Source organism: Saccharothrix longispora (assembly GCF_030852425.1).
In the GTDB taxonomy this organism is placed as follows: Bacteria; Actinomycetota; Actinomycetes; order Mycobacteriales; family Pseudonocardiaceae; genus Actinosynnema; species Actinosynnema longispora.
The window spans coordinates 117,609-136,685 of the sequence record NZ_NSDM01000007.1; the positions used below are offsets into that span (position 1 = coordinate 117,609).

Annotated in this window: 16 protein-coding genes; 6 read left to right on the plus strand and 10 right to left on the minus strand. The window is 74.4% G+C overall.

The features are described 5' to 3' along the window. Positions 1-16: 16 nt before the first annotated feature. Positions 17-1,255 (minus strand): MFS transporter, encoded by a 1,239-nt coding sequence (locus tag CKY47_RS17670; RefSeq protein ID WP_306746942.1) that lies wholly within the window; start codon positions 1,253-1,255, stop codon positions 17-19. A gap of 61 nt (positions 1,256-1,316) precedes the next feature. Further along, complete coding sequence (locus tag CKY47_RS17675) at positions 1,317-3,197, minus strand: Hsp70 family protein (RefSeq protein WP_306746943.1); 1,881 nt, start codon at positions 3,195-3,197, stop codon at positions 1,317-1,319. A 69-nt stretch (positions 3,198-3,266) separates the two neighbouring features. Here CKY47_RS17675 and CKY47_RS17680 point away from each other — a divergent pair, with 69 nt between their 5' ends. Next, positions 3,267-7,862 (plus strand): ATP-dependent helicase, encoded by a 4,596-nt coding sequence (locus CKY47_RS17680; protein ID WP_306747219.1) that lies wholly within the window; start codon positions 3,267-3,269, stop codon positions 7,860-7,862. A gap of 34 nt (positions 7,863-7,896) precedes the next feature. On the opposite strand, the gene CKY47_RS17685 is transcribed toward CKY47_RS17680, so the two are convergent. From CKY47_RS17685 to CKY47_RS17695, 3 genes are all read right to left on the minus strand, one after another. After that, positions 7,897-8,892, minus strand: a complete 996-nt coding sequence (locus tag CKY47_RS17685; RefSeq protein ID WP_306746944.1) for a 1-aminocyclopropane-1-carboxylate deaminase — start codon at positions 8,890-8,892, stop codon at positions 7,897-7,899. 1 nt (position 8,893) lies between these two features. Beyond that, complete coding sequence (locus CKY47_RS17690; protein ID WP_306746945.1) at positions 8,894-9,532, minus strand: GntR family transcriptional regulator; 639 nt, start codon at positions 9,530-9,532, stop codon at positions 8,894-8,896. 68 nt (positions 9,533-9,600) lie between these two features. Then, positions 9,601-10,311, minus strand: a complete 711-nt coding sequence (locus CKY47_RS17695) for a VOC family protein (protein WP_306746946.1) — start codon at positions 10,309-10,311, stop codon at positions 9,601-9,603. Positions 10,312-10,334: 23 nt separating this feature from the next. Here CKY47_RS17695 and CKY47_RS17700 point away from each other — a divergent pair, with 23 nt between their 5' ends. Beyond that, positions 10,335-11,918, plus strand: a complete 1,584-nt coding sequence (locus CKY47_RS17700) for an alkaline phosphatase D family protein (RefSeq protein WP_306746947.1) — start codon at positions 10,335-10,337, stop codon at positions 11,916-11,918. Positions 11,919-11,964: 46 nt separating this feature from the next. Here CKY47_RS17700 and CKY47_RS17705 read toward each other — a convergent pair whose 3' ends face one another. Together CKY47_RS17705 and CKY47_RS17710 are read right to left on the minus strand one after the other, a co-directional pair. After that, positions 11,965-12,729: a maleylpyruvate isomerase family mycothiol-dependent enzyme gene (locus tag CKY47_RS17705; RefSeq protein ID WP_306746948.1), complete on the minus strand. Its 765-nt coding sequence runs from the start codon at positions 12,727-12,729 to the stop codon at positions 11,965-11,967. Beyond that, positions 12,726-13,133 (minus strand): SAV_6107 family HEPN domain-containing protein, encoded by a 408-nt coding sequence (locus CKY47_RS17710; RefSeq protein ID WP_306746949.1) that lies wholly within the window; start codon positions 13,131-13,133, stop codon positions 12,726-12,728. The genes CKY47_RS17705 and CKY47_RS17710 overlap by 4 nt, the downstream gene beginning before the upstream one ends. 182 nt (positions 13,134-13,315) lie before the next feature. Between CKY47_RS17710 and CKY47_RS17715 the strand changes: the two genes are divergently transcribed. Continuing rightward, complete coding sequence (locus CKY47_RS17715; RefSeq protein ID WP_306746950.1) at positions 13,316-13,816, plus strand: YbaK/EbsC family protein; 501 nt, start codon at positions 13,316-13,318, stop codon at positions 13,814-13,816. After that, positions 13,813-14,382, plus strand: a complete 570-nt coding sequence (locus CKY47_RS17720; protein ID WP_306746951.1) for a GNAT family N-acetyltransferase — start codon at positions 13,813-13,815, stop codon at positions 14,380-14,382. Before CKY47_RS17715 ends, CKY47_RS17720 begins: the two co-directional genes overlap by 4 nt. A 21-nt stretch (positions 14,383-14,403) precedes the next feature. On the opposite strand, the gene CKY47_RS17725 is transcribed toward CKY47_RS17720, so the two are convergent. Continuing rightward, positions 14,404-15,027: a CHAP domain-containing protein gene (locus CKY47_RS17725; protein WP_306746952.1), complete on the minus strand. Its 624-nt coding sequence runs from the start codon at positions 15,025-15,027 to the stop codon at positions 14,404-14,406. Positions 15,028-15,114: 87 nt separating this feature from the next. Further along, a complete protein-coding gene (locus CKY47_RS17730) occupies positions 15,115-16,794 on the minus strand; it encodes a DUF885 domain-containing protein (RefSeq protein ID WP_306746953.1) in 1,680 nt (559 codons plus the stop codon). Between the two features lie 105 nt (positions 16,795-16,899). On the opposite strand from CKY47_RS17730, the gene CKY47_RS17735 reads away from it, so the two are divergent. Next, positions 16,900-17,550, plus strand: a complete 651-nt coding sequence (locus CKY47_RS17735; RefSeq protein WP_306746954.1) for a DUF3153 domain-containing protein — start codon at positions 16,900-16,902, stop codon at positions 17,548-17,550. Between the two features lie 46 nt (positions 17,551-17,596). After that, positions 17,597-18,040 (plus strand): carboxymuconolactone decarboxylase family protein, encoded by a 444-nt coding sequence (locus CKY47_RS17740; protein ID WP_306746955.1) that lies wholly within the window; start codon positions 17,597-17,599, stop codon positions 18,038-18,040. 79 nt (positions 18,041-18,119) lie between these two features. Here CKY47_RS17740 and CKY47_RS17745 read toward each other — a convergent pair whose 3' ends face one another. Further along, a complete protein-coding gene (locus tag CKY47_RS17745) occupies positions 18,120-19,004 on the minus strand; it encodes a methylenetetrahydrofolate reductase (protein ID WP_306746956.1) in 885 nt (294 codons plus the stop codon). Positions 19,005-19,077: the final 73 nt, after the last annotated feature.

The window sequence follows — 19,077 nt, forward strand, 5'->3', positions numbered from 1 at the left end:
CCACCCCCGGTCCGACTCAGCGCACCCGCTGCAACGACGAGTGCAGGCACGCCGCCAGCAGCGGCAGCGCGGCGACCCCCAGGACCAGGCCCAGCGCGCCGTAGGACCACACCGTGACCACGATGCCCGCCGCCACGCCGCCGATCGCGCCGCCCGCGTTCATGCACAGGTCGGACAGGCCCTGGGCGGCCGTCCGGTCCACGGGCGCGACCGACTCGGTGAGCAGCGCGGACCCCGACACCACCCCCGCCGACCAGCCGAAGCTCAGCAGCACCAGCCCGACGGCGAGCTGCGGGGTGTCGTGCGCGGGCGCCATGCCCACGATCGCGGAGGCGGCGACCACCAGGGCCGCGCCGACCGCCAGCACGGGCACCCTGCCCACCCGGTCGGCCATCCACCCGAACAGGGGGCTGGCCGCGTACATCGCGGCCACGTGCAGGCTGATGACGACGCCCACCACGCGCAGCGACGAGCCCGCGTGGTCCATGTGCACGGGGGTCATGGACATCAGGCCGACCATCGCCGTGTGCGACAGCGCGACGCCGCCGAGGGCGAGCTTCGCGGTGGGCGACAGCGACCGCCACAGCGCGACGGAGCCGCGCGCGGCTCCCACCCCGCGACGCTCGGGCGGCGGGGTGGGCGCGGCGGACCGGGCGACGACCAGCGGGTCGGGCCGCAGGAACCGCAGCACGACCAGCGCGGTGGCGGCGAACAGCGCGGCGGACAGCAGGTAGGGGCCCGCGCCGACGGGCAGACCGGCCCCGGTGGCCGCGCGGCCGGCCGGGTCGGCGAGGTTGGGTCCGGCGACCGCGCCGATCGTGGCCGCCCACACCACCAGCGCGAGCGAGCGCGCCCGGCGGTGCGGGTGGGCGAGGTCGGTGCCCGCGTACCGGGAGGCGAGGTTCGCGCTGGACGCCGCGCCGAACAGCACGAGCGCGACCAGCAGCAGCGGCCACGCGCCGAGGACGACGGCGCACGCCGCCACCGCCGCGCCGACCGCGCCCGCGCCGTAGCCCAGCACCAGGGCCGGGCGGCGTCCGCGTCGACCGGCCAGCCGGGCCACGGGCAGGGCGAACAGGGCCGCGCCGAGCACCGCGCTCGTCTGCGCCAGGCCGCCGATCGCGTCGGAACCGGCCAGGGAGGCCGCGACGAGCGTGCTCACGGCGAGCCCGATGGTGGTCCCCGCCGACCCCAGCACCTGGGTCGCGACCAGCACCCGGAGCACCTTGCGCTGCAGGGCCTCCACGACGGTCATGATCATGATCGTGCCAGGGGACCACCCCGCCGACCAGCCACCGTCCGGGTTGCTCCCCTGGTCAGGCGCCGGGCTGGACCGAGGACTCGAAGAAGTCCGCGACCTCGTCGGCGGTCAGCTCCTCGCCACCGCTCTTGGTCACGATGCCCAGCAGCGGGCGGCCCTCGACGGTGAACACCAGCAGTCCCAGGCCGCCGTCGGCGGACGCCTGGTACTTGCCCGCGAACCCGTTGCCCGCCCACCTGGCCTCGACCACGTCGCTCTTGAGCGACCGGACGACGGCCACCGCGCCCTGCTCCGCGCCCGTGGTCGTCTCGGTCAGCACGTACTGCACCGAGTAGTCGTCCTGGACCGCGCAACTCACCACGGTGCCCTTGATGCCGTCGACGCCGCCCACGCCCGGCGTGCCACCGGCCTTGCAGGTGCCGGTGTCCGGGACCGTCCCCGCCAGCCGCCGCAGGCACTTGGTGAAGCCCCTGTCGTCCTGCGCGGTGTCGTTCTTGCAGTCCTGGGCGGTGGGGACGCCCTCCCCGCCGAACGCGAACCAGCCGCCGACGCCCGCCAGCGCCACCGCGAGGGCCGCGCCCACCGCGATCAGCACGTTCCTGCTCGGCTTCTTCCTCGCGGTCCTCGCGCGCGGGGAGGTGCTGGGGAAGTTGAACTGCTGCGGGCCGCTCAGCGCCGGGTTGACGGGGTACGGCCCGCTGACCGCCGGGTTCACCGCGTACGGGCCGCTGTGCACGGGGTTGGGCCCGCTCAGCGCCGGGTTCGGCCCGCTCAGCGCCGGGTTGACCTGGTACGGGCCGCTGTGCACGGGGTTCACCGGCCCGGTGACGACCGTGTCCGGCTCCTGCGGCCTCGCCGGTTCCTGCGAGCGCGGCGTGACGCCGTCCTTGGGCACGTGGTGCGCGCCGAGCGCGACGGCGGTCTCCGGCTGGTCCAGGCTCGTCGGCACCACCCGCACCTGCTCGGCGATCATGGTCGCGACCAGCGGGATGCGGCTGGAGCCGCCCACGAGGTAGATGCCCGCGAGCTGGTTCGGCGCGAGGCCGGTGGACCGGATCGTGGACGCCAGCAGCTCGACGCTGCGCAGCATGCTCGGCCGGACCAGCGCCTCCAGGTCGGACCGGTTGACCAGCACGTCCTCGAACGGCTCGGGCATCGGCACCTCGGTGTGCGCGTGCCTCGACAGCGACTCCTTGGCGGCCCGCACGTCCTCCTGCAGCGCACGGCGGGCGCGGCGGTCCGCGGTGGACACCGGGCGCAGCAGCCGCTGCCACGCCGCCGGGTCGCGGTGCGACACCTGCCGGCCGACGTGCTCCAGCAGCGCCTGGTCCACGTCGAGGCCGCCCAGGTCGGGCAGGCCGTCCTCGGCGAGCACGGTGAAGCCGTTCTGGGTGGCGCCGACGATGGCCACGTCGAACGTGCCCGCGCCCAGGTCGTACACGGCCAGGGCCTGGCCGACGGCCAGCGACGCGTAGTGCGAGGCGGCGGCGACCGGCTCCGGGACCAGCACGACCTCGCCCGTGACGCCCGCCAGCCGGGCCGCGGACAGCAGCACGTTGCGGCGCGTCGGGCCCCACTGGGCGGGGTGCGTGAGGCGGATCTCGTCGACGGGCTCGCCGCCGAGCTGGCGGGTGGTCTCGTCGAGCACGCGGCGCAGCACGGCGGCCAGCGCGTCGCTGACCGGCACGACGTTGTCGCCCAGCAGCAGCGCGCCGTCGTCCACTCGGCGCTTGGGGTTGGGCTCGAAGCGGGACGGGTCCAGGCGGGCGCGGCGCTCGGCGTCGCGGCCGACGACCAGCGTGCCGTCCTCCTCGCAGTAGACGGCGGACGGCATGGTGGCCGACCCGTCCACCTCCACGACCCGGGGCGGCCTGCCGTGCGCGGCGAGCACCGCGACGGTGTTGGAAGTGCCCAGGTCCACGGACAGGACGCGCACGGTTTCACCCTTTCGGTTCGAACGGGGTGATCGTGCCACAACCGGAAATTGTCGGACCGCTGGTTCAGGATGGTCGTCATGGACGTGCTCGACCGCTTCTCCCCCGCGACCCGGCAGTGGTTCGCCGGCGCCTTCGCCGCGCCCACCGCGGCGCAGGCGGGCGCGTGGGAGGCGGCGGCCGAGGGGGAGCACGCGCTGGTCATCGCCCCGACCGGCTCGGGCAAGACGCTGGCGGCGTTCCTGTGGGCCCTGGACAAGCTCGCGTCGACGCCGCCGCCGGACGACCCGAAGCGCCGGTGCCGGGTGCTGTACGTCTCACCGCTCAAGGCGCTGGCGGTCGACGTCGAGCGCAACCTGAGGGCGCCGCTGGCGGGCATCCGGCAGGCCGCGCACCGGCTGTCGCTGCCCGAACCGGGCACCACGGTGGGCATGCGCACCGGCGACACCCCGGCGGACGCGCGGCGCGCGTTCGCCAGGACACCGCCGGACGTGCTGGTCACCACCCCCGAGTCGCTGTTCCTGGTGCTCACCTCGGCGGCGCGGGAGTCGCTGCGCGGGGTGGAGACGGTGATCGTCGACGAGGTGCACGCGGTGGCGGGCACGAAGCGCGGCGCGCACCTGGCGCTGTCGCTGGAGCGGCTCGACGCGCTGCTGGAACGCCCGGCGCAGCGCATCGGCCTGTCCGCGACGGTGCGGCCGGTCGAGGAGGTGGCCGCGTTCCTCGCGGGCGGGCGGGCCGTGCGGGTCGTGCAGCCGAGGACGGCGAAGACGATCGAGGTGCGCGTCGAGGTCCCGGTCGAGGACATGTCGGTGCTGGGCGAGCCCACCGGCGAGGTGTCCGGGTCGGCGGCGGGCGCGGAGCAGCGGGCGTCGATCTGGCCGGCGGTGGAGCGGCGGGTGCTGGAGCTGGTGCGGCGGCACCGGTCGACGATCGTGTTCGCCAACTCGCGACGGCTCGCGGAGCGGCTCACCTCCCGGTTGAACGAGCTCGCCGAGGAGGAGGCGGAGCTGTCGGGCGCGCCCGACCTCGACGGCGCGCCCGGCGCCGACCCCGGCCGGTTCCCGGCCGAGGCGGTCGGCCAGTCCGGCGTCACCGTGCAGCGCGCCGCCACGATCGCGCGCGCCCACCACGGCTCGATGTCGCGTGAGCAGCGCGTCGTGGTCGAGGAGGAGCTGAAGTCCGGGCGGCTGCCGTGCGTGGTGGCCACCTCGTCGCTGGAGCTGGGCATCGACATGGGCGCGGTCGACCTGGTGGTGCAGGTGGAGGCGCCGCCCACTGTGGCGTCCGGCTTGCAGCGCGTCGGCCGCGCGGGTCACCAGGTGGGCGCGGTGTCGCGCGGGGTGGTGTTCCCCAAGTTCCGGGGCGACCTGGTGTCGTGCGCGGTGGTCGCGGAGCGGATGCGGGACGGCGCGATCGAGGCCGTGCGGTACCCGCGCAACCCGCTCGACGTGCTCGCGCAGCACGTCGTGGCCATGGTGGCGATGGAGACGTGGACGGTCGGGGCGCTGGCGGGGCTGGTGCGGCGGGCGGCCCCGTTCTCGGCGCTGCCCGAGTCGGCGCTGCACGCCGTGCTCGACATGCTGTCCGGCCGGTACCCGAGCGAGGAGTTCGGCGAGCTGCGCCCGCGCATCACGTGGGACCGGGTCGGCGGCGAGCTGCGCGGCCGGCCCGGGTCGCAGCGGCTGGCGGTGACCTCGGGTGGCACCATCCCCGACCGGGGGCTGTTCGCGGTGATGACGCCGGCGTCCGAGCGCGGCCCCGGCTCGCGGGTGGGCGAGCTGGACGAGGAGATGGTGTACGAGTCGCGGGTCGGCGACACGTTCCTGCTCGGCACGTCGTCGTGGCGCGTCGAGGACATCACCCACGACCGCGTGGTCGTGGTGCCCGCGCCCGGCCAGCCCGCGCGGATGCCGTTCTGGAAGGGCGACGCGCCGGGCCGCCCGCTGGAGCTGGGCCGCGCGCTGGGGAAGTTCCTGCGCGAGGTGTCCGCGCTGGACCGGGCCGAGGCGGAGGAGCGCACCGCCGCCGCGGGCCTGGACGCGTGGGCGACGTCGAACCTGCTGGCGTACCTGGGCGAGCAGCGCGAGGCGACCAGGCACGTGCCGAACGACCGCACCGTCCTGGTCGAGCGGTTCCGCGACGAGCTGGGCGACTGGCGGCTCGTCGTGCACTCGCCGTTCGGCGCGCAGGTCAACGCGCCGTGGGCGCTGGCCATCGCGGCGCGGCTGCGCGAGCGGCGCGGCATCGAGGTGCAGGCGGCGCACTCCGACGACGGCATCGTGGTGCGGCTGCCGGACGCGGTCGACCTCGACGGCTCGCCGGTGGTCGCGGGCGCCGAGGACGTGCTGCTCGACCCGGAGGAGGTCGACCGGGTCGTCGTCGCGGAGGTGGGCGGTTCGGCGTTGTTCGCGGCCCGGTTCCGCGAGTGCGCGGCCCGGTCCCTGCTGCTGCCCCGCCGCGACCCGAGGCGGCGCACCCCGCTGTGGCAGCAGCGGCAGAAGGCCGCGCAGCTGCTGTCGGTGGCGGCGAAGTACGAGAGCTTCCCGGTGGTGCTCGAAGCGATGCGCGAGTGCCTCCAGGACGTCTACGACGTGCCGGGGCTGCGGGAGCTGATGACGGACGTCCGGGCGCGCCGGGTCCGCGTGGTCGAGGTGGAGACGCCGTCGCCCTCGCCGTTCGCGCGCAGCCTGCTGTTCGGCTACGTCGGCATGTTCCTGTACGAGGCGGACGCGCCGCTGGCCGAGCGGCGGGCCGCCGCGCTGTCGCTGGACTCGACGCTGCTGGCCGAGCTGCTGGGCTCCGAGGCGATCCGCGAGCTGCTCGACCCGGAGGTCGTGGAGGAGGTCGAGCGCACCCTCCAGCGCCTCGTCCCCGACCGGCGCGCGCGCGACGCGGAGGACGCCGCCGACCTGCTGCGGTTCCTGGGCGACCTCACCGAGGCGGAGGCCGCCGAGCGCGGCGTGCGGCCGGAGTGGCTGGCGGACCTGGTGGCGCAGCGCCGGGCGATCCGCGTCCGCGTCGCGGGCGAGGACCGGGTGATCGGCATCGAGGACGCGGGCCGGGTGCGCGACGCGCTGGGCGTGGCGCTGCCCGTGGGCGTGCCCGAGGCGTTCACCGAACCGGTCGCCGACCCGCTGGGCGACCTGCTGTCCCGCTACGCCCGCACCCGGGGCCCGTTCCCGGCGGCGCGGGCGGCCGAGCGGTTCGGCCTGGGCGTCGCGGTCGTCACAGGCGTGCTGGAGCGGATGGCGGCGGCCGGTCGCCTGGTGCGCGGCGAGCTGAGGCCGGGTGGCACGCACACCGAGTACTGCGACTCCGAGGTGCTGCGCAGGCTGCGCCGGGCGTCCCTGGCCCGGCTGCGGGCCGAGGTGGAGCCGGTGGAGCCCGCCGCCCTGGGCCGGTTCCTGCCGACCTGGCACGGCGTGGGCCGCCGGCTGCGCGCCGCGCCCACCGTGGACGACGTCTACGCGGTGGTGGAGCAGCTGGCCGGCGCGCCGCTGCCCGCCAGTGCCGTCGAATCCCTCCTGCTGCCCGCCCGCCTGCCCGGCTACAGCCCGGCGCTGCTGGACGAGCTGACCGCGTCCGGCGAGGTCACGTGGACGGGCTGCGGCTCCCTCGCCGGTGGCGACGGCTGGATCGCCCTGGCGCCGACGGACGTGGCCGACCTCCTGCTGCCGGACCTGGTCCCCGAGGCCGCGCCCGACTCGCCGCTGCACACCGCCGTGGTCGAGACCCTCGCCGGCGGCGCGCTGTTCTTCCGCCAGGTGGTGGACCGCGTCTCCCTCCAGGGCCCGACGACCGACGGCGAGGTCGTGGGCGCGCTGTGGGACCTGGTGTGGGCGGGCACCGTCACCAACGACACCCTGGCCCCGCTGCGCGCCCTCGTCGCCGGTGGCGGCACGGCCCACACACCGCGTCGCGCCGCACCGCGCGGCCGCTACGCCCGGATGCGCTCGGGCAGGCCGGACATGCCCAGCCGCACCGGTCCGCCCACGGTCGCCGGCCGCTGGTCCCTCGCCGTCGTCCCGGCCACCGACCCGACCCGCCGGGCGCACGCCCGCGCCGAGGCGTTCCTGGAGCGCCACGGCGTGCTGACCCGGGGCGCCCTGGACACCGAGCGCGTCACCGGCGGGTTCAGCGGCGTGTACCGGGTGCTGCGGGCGATGGAGGAGTCCGGCCAGGTGGTGCGCGGCTACGTCGTCGAGGGCCTGGGCGCGGCCCAGTTCGCCGCGCGCGGCGCCGTGGACCGCCTGCGCGCCCTGTCCCGCCCTCCCGGCCAGGAGCACGCGGGCACGCCCGACGCCGTCGTGCTGGCCGCCGCCGACCCGGCCCAGCCGTACGGCGCGGCCCTGTCCTGGCCGGCCCCGGTGGGCGAGGGCAGGCACCGGCCGGGCCGCAAGTCCGGCGCCCTGGTCGTCCTGGTCGACGGGGTGGCGGCGCTGTACGTCGAGCGGGGCGGCCGGTCGCTGCTGTCGTTCACCGAGGACGAGGACGCCCTGCACGCCGCCGCGCGGGCGCTCGGCCGCGCCGTGCGCGACGGGTGGTTGGGCCACCTGGCCGTGCAGCGGGCGGACGGCGAGGTGGCGCTGGGCTCGCGACTGGCGGACGTGCTCCAGGAGGCCGGGTTCCGCGCCACCCCGAAGGGGTTGCGACTGCGGGCGTGACGCCGGGCGCGTCCGTGGGCACGCCCGCGCCCCGTCAGCGGAACAGCGAGCTGTAGGCGTTGAGGGCGGGCTGGCCGCCCAGGTGCGCGTACAGCACCGTCGAGTCCCGGGGGATCTCCCCGGTCTCCACCAGCCGGACCAGACCGGCCAGGGACTTGCCCTCGTAGACCGGGTCCGTGATCATCCCCTCCAGCCTGGCGCCGAGCCGCATGGCGTCCACTGTGGACTCTCCGGGCACGCCGTAGACGCCCTCGTGGAACCGGTCGTCCAGGACCACCTCGGACTCGGCCACCTCCACCTCCAGCAGCCCGGCCGTGTTCCGCGCGATGCGCAGCACCTGGTCGCGGGTGGCGTCCGGCTTGGCCGACGCGTCGATGCCGACGACCCGCCGGCCGCTCCCGGCGAAGCCGGCGACCATCCCGGCCTGCGTGCTGCCGGTCACCGAGCACACGACGATCGTGTCGAAGCGCACACCCAGCTCCGCCTCCTGCCGCTCGACCTCGGCCGCCCAGCCGGCGAAGCCCAGCCCGCCCAGCCGGTGGTCGGAACCGCCCGCCGGGATCGGGTACGGCGTGCCGCCCGCCGCCCGGACGCCCTCGACGGCCTCCTCCCACGCGGGCTTCACGCCGATGCCGAACCCGGCCTCCACCAACCGGACCTCGGCGCCCATGAGGCGCGACAGCAGGATGTTGCCCACCCTGTCGTACACCGCGTCCGGCCAGTCGACCCAGCTCTCCTGCACCAGCACGCACTTCAACCCGGCGCGCGCCGCCGCCGCCGCGACCTGGCGGGTGTGGTTGGACTGCACGCCGCCGATGGAGACGAGCGTGTCGCAGCCGGTGGCCAGGGCGTCGGCGACGAGGTACTCCAGCTTGCGGGTCTTGTTGCCGCCGAAGGCGAGGCCGGAGTTGCAGTCCTCGCGCTTGGCCCACACCGACGCGCCGCCGAGGTGCCGGGTGAGCCGTTCCAGCGGGTGCACCGGCGACGGGCCGAACGTCAGCGGGTACCGGGGGAAGTCGGACAGCGCCATCTCAGTTCTCCTCCAGCAGTTCGAGCAGGGTCGCCCAGTTGCGCTCGACGAGCCGGGACGCCAGGTCGGCGTCCCGGGCGGCGCAGGCGGTGGTGATCTCGTCGTGCATGGCCACCGAGTGGCGGCCGGTGGGCGCGGCGAAGCGCAGGCGTTCCAGGCGGCGCACGAGCGGCGTGTAGCGCTCGATCGTGGCGATCACCGCGAAGTTGCCGCTGCGCCGCACGGCCACGGCGTGGAAGTCGTCGTCCGCGGCCAGGGCGGCGGGCACGTCCCCGGTGGCGAGCGCCTGGGCGAACGCCGCGTTGGCCGCGCGCATCCCGTCGAGGTCGGCGGCCGTCAGCGCGGGCACGGCGAGGCGCGCGGCCAGGGCGTGCATGCTCTGGATGACGACCTGAGCGTCGCGCACGGCGGTGGTGTCGAGCGGCGTGACGCGGGTGTAGCTGTGCGGCTTGGTCTCGACCAGGCCCTCGTCGGTCAGCCGGGCCAGCGCCTCGCGCACGGGGGTGCGGGACAGGCCGAGGCGTTCGGCCAGCTCGACGTCCTTGATCGGCGTGCCGGGTGCCAGGTCGCCGCCCAGGATGGCCTCGCGGATCGCGGTCAGCGCCTGGTCCCGGTACAGCGCCCGACTGATATATTGCATATCGGCACTGTAGACGACGGCACCCCGGAGTCACAGGGCGCCGACCGGAATCGCCTGCCGGCGGGCGGTCAGCGGGGCGTCAGCACGCAGAACTCGTTGCCCTCGGGGTCCGCCAGCACCACCCACGGCACGTCGCGCTGCCCGACGTCCACGCGCACCGCGCCCGCCGCCTCCAGTCGCGCCACCTCGGTCGCGATGTCGCCGTCGGCGAACGGCGCCGCGTCGAGGTGCACGCGGTTCTTGCCCGTCTTCGGCTCGGCCACGCGGACGAACTCCAGCCACGGTCCGCTGTCCCGCCGCAGCGACGCGCAGTCGTCGTGCTCCCGCACCACCGGCAGCCCGCTCACACCGGCCCAGAAGGCGGCCTGCGCGGTCGGGTCCAGCGCGTCCACGACCACCGCGGCGACCGGCCCGATCCCGGTGTACTCCGCACGCGGCTCCAGCACGCAGAACTCGTTGCCCTCCGGGTCCGCCAGCACCACCCACGGCACGTCGCGCTGCCCGACGTCCGCCCGCACCGCGCCCAGTTCCAGCGCGCGCGCCACGATCTCCGCCTGCTCCTCCGCCGACGACGACGCGAGGTCGAGGTGCACGCGGTTCTTGCCCACCTTCGGGTCGGCCACCGGCACGATCACCAGCTCCTGCCCGTCCGCCACCGCCACGTCCACCTCGTCGGGGCTCTCGTCGACGACCTCCGTGCGCAGCAGCGACGCCCAGAACCGGCCGAGCGCTACGGGATCGCGGGAGTCCATGACGACATCGGTCCACCTCGTGGTCATGGACCGAAGGTAACGTCTGCCCCATGGCGGAGTTGGTGCTCGGTCCGGTGCTCAGGCACGTCGACCCCAGGTCGGCCACGCTCTGGGTGGAGACGGACACGGCGTGTGAGGTCGAGATCGCGGGACACCGCGCGGCCACGTTCCAGGTGGGCGAGCAGCACTTCGCCCTGGTGGTGGTGGAGGACCTCGAACCCGGCACGACGATCCCCTACGACGTGCGGATCGGCGGCGACGTGGTGTGGCCACCGGCGGAGTCGCCGTTCCCCGCGCCGGTGATCCGCACGGGTCCGGTGCGGCGCATGCTGTTCGGCTCGTGCCGCGCGGCGAAGGCGATCCCCAACCCCACCAAGGCCGACAAGCTCGGCGTGGACGCGCTGGACTCGTACGCGCTGCGGATGAAGGACGAGCCGGTCGAGCGGTGGCCGGACGCGCTCGTGCTGCTGGGCGACCAGGTGTACGCCGACGAGCCGACGCCGCGGATCACGGAGTGGTTGGCGGAGCGGCGGCCGGAGCCCGTGGGCGAGGTCGTGTCGTTCCGCGAGTACGCCGAGCTGTACCACGAGTCGTGGGCCGACCCGGAGATCCGCTGGCTGATGTCGGTGGTGCCGACGTCGATGATCTTCGACGACCACGACGTGCGCGACGACTGGAACACCTCCCGCACCTGGCGGGAGCAGATGGCGACCAAGAAGTGGTGGCCCGAGCGCATCCGCGCGGGGTTGGCGTCGTACTGGGTCTACCAGCACCTGGGCAACCTGTCGCCGGACGAGCTGGCGCGCGACCCGCTGTACCAGAAGGTGCGCACGACGGGCGGCGACGTGCAGCAGCTCCTGGAGGACTTCGCCGAGGAGGCCGACCGGGAGGTCGACGGCCACAAGTCGACGCGGTGGAGCTACAAGCGCGACTTCGGGCCGATCCGGCTGCTGGTGATCGACACCCGCAGCGGGCGCATCCTGTCCGGGCCGGAGCGGCTGATGGTCGGCAACGGCGAGTTCGAGTGGATCGAGGAGAACGCCACCGGCGACTTCGAGCACCTGCTGATCGGGTCCTCGCTGCCGTGGCTCATGCCGCACGGGTTGAGCCACCTCCAGTCGTTGAACGAGCGCATGGCGGGCCTGCCGGGCCTGCGCGGCCGGATCGGCGAGACGGTGCGCCAGGTGTCGGACCTGGAGCACTGGCCCGCGTTCCGCGCGTCGTTCGAGCGGTTGGCGAGGCTGCTGGAGCGCGTCTCGAAGGCCGAGGACGCGCCGGGCACGGTGTGCGTGCTGTCGGGCGACGTGCACCACAGCTACGCGGCGCGCGCGTCGTTCGCCTCGAAGGTCGACGCCAAGGTCTACCAACTCGTGTGCTCGCCGGTGCACAACGACCCGCCGTGGATCTTCCGCCCCGCGTTCCGCCTGTCGTGGTCGAAGCCGATCGCGCGGTTCCTGCGCTGGTTGGCCGACCGCCGCGGCATCTCGCCGGACCCGGTGGCGTGGCACAAGCTGAGCGGTCCGCACTTCGGCAACTCGGTCGGCATCCTGGAGTTCGAGGGCCGCGAGTCCCGCTTCCGCCTGGAGACCGCGAAGACCGACGGCCTGCACGAGGTGGCGTCGCTCACCCTGTAGCGACGAGGGGTCCTCCCGGGACGGCGCCCGCCCCGGGAGGACCGGCCTACTTCGTGGCCAGCCTCAGCAACGCCCACAGCTGCGCGATCGCGTCGTGGTCACCGCTCGCCGGCGGCAGCTCGCGGTCCGGGATGCGGCCCCACAACCAGCGGTAGACCTGCATCGGCGTGCCACCGACCCGACCGTCCGCCACCGCTTCCCCGCCGGGCGGCACCAGCCGCGCCGTCGCCGGTTCCGGCCCCGCGACGGCGATCCACGTCCGCTCCCCCGCCCGCACCGCCACCGACCCGGGCCGCGTGCCGCGCACGCCGAGGACGTCCAGCCGGTGCCCCAGCCACAGGGTCAGCACCTCGTCCACGCCGTCCTCGGCGATGTCGTCGTCCACCGGGTCGATCGGCAGCCCGGCCGCCGACTGCACGTCCATGCGGTGCACGGTGGACTCGTGCGCGAGCCGCCTCGCCCAGAACGCGGCCGTCCGCTCGGCGGGCCACCACGTCTCGCAGAAGTCGTCCGGGTCGCGCACCCGCAGCGCCCGCACCAACGCGGGCACGCCGGCGCGCACGTACTCCTCCAGGGGCTGCCCGCGCCCCGGGTCCTGCTGCCACACCAGCGGCTGCCTGCCCTCCCTCAACCAGGTCGACACCATCCGGTAGGTGCTGCCGACGTGCCGCGCCGTCTCCCCCAGGTTCAGGCCGGGGCACGCGGGCACCTGGCGTTCCGGGCGCTGCCCGGCCACCGAGGCGGCCAGGCGTTCGGCCTCCAGCTCGACGACGTCGATCAGGCGGTCGTAGTCGACCAGTCCCCTGCTCACAGTGTTCTGTCCTCGTACATGATCTCGTCGACCAGTTCGGTGAACTGCGCCGCTTGGCGCACGAGGTCGTCGGCCGCTCTCGGCGTGACCCGCCCGGTGATGCCCGCCAGGACGGCCGCGCGCGTCGCCGAGCACTCGGCGAAGTACGCGGCCCACTCGCGCAGCTCCGGCGCGAGCCGGGGCAGCAGGACCCAGACGCTGGTCGGCTTGGCGCGTCCCCGGTGGGGACGGCCCCGCGCCGCCAGCACGGCCGCCGCCGCGCGCATCGCGGCCAGGTACGCCTCCGCGAAACGAGCGGCCGGGTCGGCCTCCCGCCCGGCCTGCGCGAGGCAGGAACGGGCCTGGGCGAGCAGGTGCACCGCCGACGCCGGCGGGAGTGGGAGGCGGGGGAAGGTCGAAGTCATCTCGCGGCCTCCTCGCGGCGTCGGGACGGCGACGACCGCCGCGGGGAGACGGCGGCACTTGGTGGTGGGGCGCTTCCCCCGCCCCACCACCAAGGCATTGCTCGAACAGACGTTCGAGCAGACCAAGACTATCCTGCCGGCCCGGCACTCCTCAACCCGACCGCGCGTGGTCTCATGAACGGGTGAGCGCACTCGACCACCCCGGCATCCGCAAGGTCTCCGCCGCCCTGGCCGAAGCAGGGCACCACGACGCGGCGAACGGCATCCGCGTGCTGGCCGACGCCGTCCGCACCGCCGCCGCGGCGGCCGAGGCGGTCGGCGTGCCGGTCGGCGCGATCGCCAACAGCCTCGTGTTCGCCGCCGTCCGGGGCGACGAGGCGACACCCCTGCTCGTGCTCACCTCCGGCGCGCACCGCGCCGACACCGCCACGCTGGCCGCCCTGGCCGGGGCGGACCGCATCGAGCGCGCCACCCCGGACTTCGTCCGGCAGCACACCGGCCAGGTGATCGGCGGCGTCTCGCCGGTCGGCCACCCCGCGCCCATCCGCACCTTCGTGGACGTGGCCCTGGAGCAGTACGACGTGGTGTGGGCCGCCGCGGGCCACCCGCACGCCGTCTACCCCACCACCTACGCCGGCCTGGTCGAGCTGACCGGCGGCACACCCGCCGAGGTGGCGCGGTGACCGCGGCACCGTCGCAACGGCTGGTCGAGCTGTCCCCCCGCGAGCTCAACGCCCGCCTCGGCGAGGCCCTGGCGCTGTACGTGAGCGCCATGGGCTACCCGCCCGGCACGGCGGAGCAGCGCGCCCCCATGTGGTTGGCGCACATGCTGCGCGAGGGCTGGCGGTGCGTGGTGGCCCTGGGCGAGGAGGACGAGCTGATCGGCATCGGCTACGGCTACCGCGGCTCGGTGGGCCAGTGGTGGCACGAGCAGGTGCGCCACGGCCTGACCACCGTCGCCGGGCCGAACGCGGTCGAGGAGTGGATGCGCGACTACTTCGAGCTCACCGAGCTGCACGTCCTGCCGCGCGCCCAGGGCCGCGGCGTCGGCGAGCAGCTGCTGCGCAACCTGCTGGCGGGCGTGCCGACGTCACGCGTCCTGCTGTCCACCCCCGAGGGTCCGAGCAAGGCGTGGCGCCTCTACCGGCGCATGGGCTTCGCGGACGTGCTGCGGCACTACCAGTTCACCGGCGACCCGCGCCCCTTCGCGGTCCTGGGCCGCACCCTGCCGATCGACCGGGACGACTAGGACGGCGGGGACGCCGGACGGCTAGAACGGCGACACGAACCCGGTGGCCTTCAGGTACTTGCCGGCGTTGAGCCCCTCGATGCTGCGCAGCTTCGAGTAGACGACCCGGTCGCCGAAGTTCCCCTCGACCGTCCGCACGTGCGTGGCCTTGCGCCCGGTCCGGTCGTACTTGACCTCGACCACCAGCCCCACGTGCGCGTGGAAGTCGGGGAAGTTGCCGTACACGACGGCGTCACCCGGCTCCACGTCCCGCTCGGAGATGTCCTTCCAGCGGCCGGTGGTCTTGCCCCACTTCTGCCAGTACGTCGCCCAGTGGCCCTGCTCCAGCACGGACGCGCCGGGGGCGGGCCGCATCGACGGCTTGTCCACCACGCCCGCGGTCGCCCACGCCCAGTTGACGAAGACGCCGCACCACTCGGCGGGGCGCAGGACGCCGGGTTCCACGTCCCGGTACTTCTCCGGGTAGAAGTTGCCCTTGCCCTCGCGCTGGCCGACCTCGCGCAGCGCGTGGTCGACGATGTCCTGCCGGATGCGCCACTGCGCCTGGTCGCCCACCCCGGGCTGCGCCTGTGCGGGAGCCGCGCCGAGCAGCACCAGCGCGACCGCCAACGCCCCGAGCGCCGCGCGCCTCGTCCGTCCGCCCACAGGTCCCCCCTCGCTCGTCCACAGGACATCAAACACCGGAACCGGTGACCTGTGCGTGAGGCCACCGGTTCCGATCGAATCAGAACGTCACAGTTCCGCCAAGCGCTCGCGCAGCGTGTCCAGGCCCATCGCGCCCATCTCCAGCGCGTCCTTGTGGAACACCTTCAGGTCGAACGAGGACCCGTGCCGCGCGCGGGCGTCGTCGCGCGCCGCCAGCCACAGCCGCTCGCCGAGCTTGTACGACGGGGCCTGGCCGGGCCAGCCCAGGTAGCGGTCGATCTCGTCGCGCACGTGCGCCGGGTCGGTGATCGTGCGGGTGAGCATGAACTCCAGGCCCAGCTCCGGCGTCCACCGCTCGCCCTCGTGGAAGCCGGCGCCCCTCGGGATCTCCAGCTCGAGGTGCATGCCGATGTCGATGATCACCCGGGCCGCGCGGAACAGGTGGGCGTCGAGCATGCCCAGCAGGTCGCCGTCGTCCTCCAGGTAGCCCAGCTCGCGCATCAGCCGCTCGGCGTACAGCGCCCAGCCCTCGCCGTGCCCGGAGACCCAGCACAGCAGCCGCTGGAAGTCGTTGAGCTTCCCGGCCTGGTAGACCGCCGTCGCGACCTGGAGGTGGTGGCCGGGCACGCCCTCGTGGTAGACGGTCGTGACCTCGCGCCAGGTGGAGAACTCCTGCTTGTCGTCCGGCACGGACCACCACATGCGGCCGGGCCGGGAGAAGTCCGGCGTCGGGCCGGTGTAGTAGGCGCCCACGCCGCCGCCGGGCGGCGCGATGCGGCACTCCAGCGCCATCAGCTCGTCGGGCAGCTCGAAGTGCACGCCCCGCACGTCCCGGAGGGCCCTGTCGGACAGCTCCTGCATCCACGACCGGAGGCCGTCCTTGCCGTGCACCAGGTACCGCGGGTTCGCGTCCAGCGCCCCGGCGGCCTCGGCGAGCGAGGCGCCCGGCTTGATCCGGCCCGCGACCTGCTTCATCTCGGTCTCGATGCGGGTGAACTCCGCCCAGCCCCACTCGTAGGCCTCGGCCAGGTCCAGCTTCGACCCGGTGAAGTAGCGCGACTGGAGGCGGTACACGTCCTCGCCGACCGCGTCCTTCTCCGGGGCCCGGGGCGCCAGCTCGGCCCGCAGGAACGCCGCCAGGTCCCCGTACGCCGAGGCGGCGGCCTCCGCGCCGGCCAGCAGCTCCGTCCGCAGCGCGCCGTCACCGGGGGCGCCCGCGACGAAGTCGGCGAAGAACGACGACTGCCCGCCGCGCCCGGCCCACGTGTCGCACTGCTCGGCGACCCGGGTGACCTGGCGCAGGGCCGAGACCCGCCCCTTGTCCGCGGAGGACGCCAACCCGGCGCGCAGGTCGGCCAGCGCCCGCGGCACCGCCTTGAGCCGCTCGGCGATCACGGCCCAGTCGTCCGGGGTCGCGGTGGGCATCTGGTCGAACACCTCGCGCAGCGACTGCACCGGGCTGGCGATGACGTTGAGGTTGCCCTCCACCAACCCGGCCTCGTACAGCTCGACCTCGAGCCCGACCCGCTCCAGGAACACGGCCTTCGCGTCGGCCTCGGACTTGTCCGCGGGCTCCGCCGCCTCCACCGCGGCGAGCGCCTTGCGGGCCAGTTCCTCCCGCGCCGCGTGCCCCTCGGGCGAGTAGTCGGGCAACCTGTGGTCGTGGCCGGGCAGGCCGATGGACGTGGCGACCAGCGGGTCCGCCGCCGCGTAGTCGGCTACGAACTGGTTGCTGATGCCGTGCACGCCGGCCGAGGAGGTTGACATGCGCCGCACGTTACCTGCGGCCCCTGTACCACCGACAGGTATTTAGCGAGGCTCACGATTACGGACCGCAGGTCAACTTTTGACGGCAGCCGGCAGGATGACCGCGTGTCCAGGGCCTCCGCGCTCCTCCTCCCGGTTCTCCTCCTCGCGCTGCTGTCGCTGACGGGGTGCGTCCGGCTGCACGCCGCCATGGCGTTGTCGCAGGACGACCGCGTGTCGGGCGAGATCACCGCCGCCACGCCACCCACCCGGGACGACGACCCGGGCCCCCGGCTGAAGGTGCCGGGCGAACTGGCCGGCCGCGTCACGACCAAGCCGTACGCCGCCGACGAGTACGTGGGCACCCAGGTGTTCTTCAGCGGCCTGACGTTCGACGAGGTCCGAGCCCTGTCGATCGCGACCAGCGCCTCGTCCAGCCGCTACCAGCTGAACTTCCGCCGCTCCGGCGACCTGGTGACGCTGTCCGGCTCGGTGGACCTGACCCAGGTGCCGCCGGAGCGGGCCGACATCCAGGTCAAGATCAGCTTCCCGGGTGAAATCATCGACACGAACGGGCGAGAAGAAGACAACGCCACGATCGCCTGGGCACCCAAACCCGGCCAGGCGTCGATGCTGAACGCCACGGTGCGCTACGCCGGGGCGAACTCCGTGTCGTACTTCGGCTGGACCATGCTGGTGGCCGGACTCACCGGCGGCGCGGCCCTGATCGTCGTGGTGCTCGCGGCGGTCGCCCACCGCCGGAACGCGGTCGCCTGACGCGCCGGGCCTGTCACACCACCGGCCGCCGTCTCGTCCTCCCCGCATGAGGATGAACTTCGCCGAGGTCGCACCCCGTGCGTACAAGCTGATGATCGCCCTGAACACCTACACCACCGAGCACGTCGACCACACCCTCCTCGAACTGGTGAAGCTGCGCGCCTCGGTCCTCAACGGCTGCGCGTTCTGCGTCGACATGCACACCGAGGACGCGCTCAAGGCGGGCGAGAACCCCCAGCGCCTCTTCGCGGTCTCCGTGTGGCGCGAGTCGCGGTTCTTCAGCGACACCGAGCGGGTCGCCCTCGAGCTGACCGACGCCGTGACGCGCCCGGGCGAGCACGGGGTGCCCGACGACCTCTGGGAGCGGGCGTCGAAGGCGTTCGCCGAGAAGGAGCTGGCCGACCTGCTGGCGCTGATCATCAGCATCAACGGCCTGAACCGCCTCGGCGTGACCCTCGACTCGGCCACCGAGCGGCACCTGCACTCCTAGGGCGGCCACGCCCTGCACGGTCCCGGTCGGGGTGCCGTCACCACGACACCCCGGCCGGGGAAGCCGACCCGGCCCCGGCTCACGCCCGGGCGGGCACCAGCCCCAGCCGCCCGACGACCTCGCGCGTCGCCTTCGACCGGTTGAACGTGTAGAAGTGCAGCGCCGGCACGCCCTCGGCCAGCAACCGCTCCCCCATCTCCGTCACCAGGTCCACCCCGGCCTCGCGGAACGCCGCCGCGTCACCCGCCAGCGGCTCCAACCGCCGCGCCACGGCGGGCGGCAGCGGCGCCCCCGACAGCTCCACCGTCTTGGCCAGCGTCCGCGGTGTCGTCAACGGCATCAGCCCCGGCAGCAACGGCGTGTCGCAGCCCACCGCCCGCACCCGGTCGCGCAGCCTGAGGAAGTCGTCCACGTCCAGGAACAGCTGCGCGATGGCGAAATCCGCCCCCGCCCGCAGCTTGCGCACCAGGTACCGGGTGTCCTCGTCCAGGTCGGCCGACCGCGGGTGCCCGTAGGGGAACGCCGCCACGCCCACGCAGAAGTCGCCCAGCTCCCGGCACAGCCGGACCAGCTCCTCCGCGTACGTCAGCCCGTCGGGGTGCGGCACCCACTCGCCGTTGGGGTCGCCGGGCGGGTCGCCGCGCACCGCCAGGATGTTCCGCACGCCCACCGCCGCGTACCAGCCGATCACGTTCCGCAGCTCGGCCACCGAGTGGTCGACGGCCGTCAGGTGCGCCATCGGCACCAGCGTCGTCTCCTGCACCACGCGCCCGGTGGTCCGGATGGTCCGGTCGCGCGACGAGCCGCCCGCCCCGTACGTGATGGACACGAACGCCGGGTCGAGGGGCTCCAGCTCGCGGATCGCGCGCCACAGCACGGTCTCGTCCGCCGCGTCCCGGGGCGGGAAGAACTCCACGGAGAACACGGGGGAGCCCCCGCTCAGGCGTTCGACCACCGACGTCATGCCACCAGCCTAAAGGCACACCCACAGCGTGGAAGGAGGCTTTCACCAGATGGGACCAGCGGAACGGCAAGCA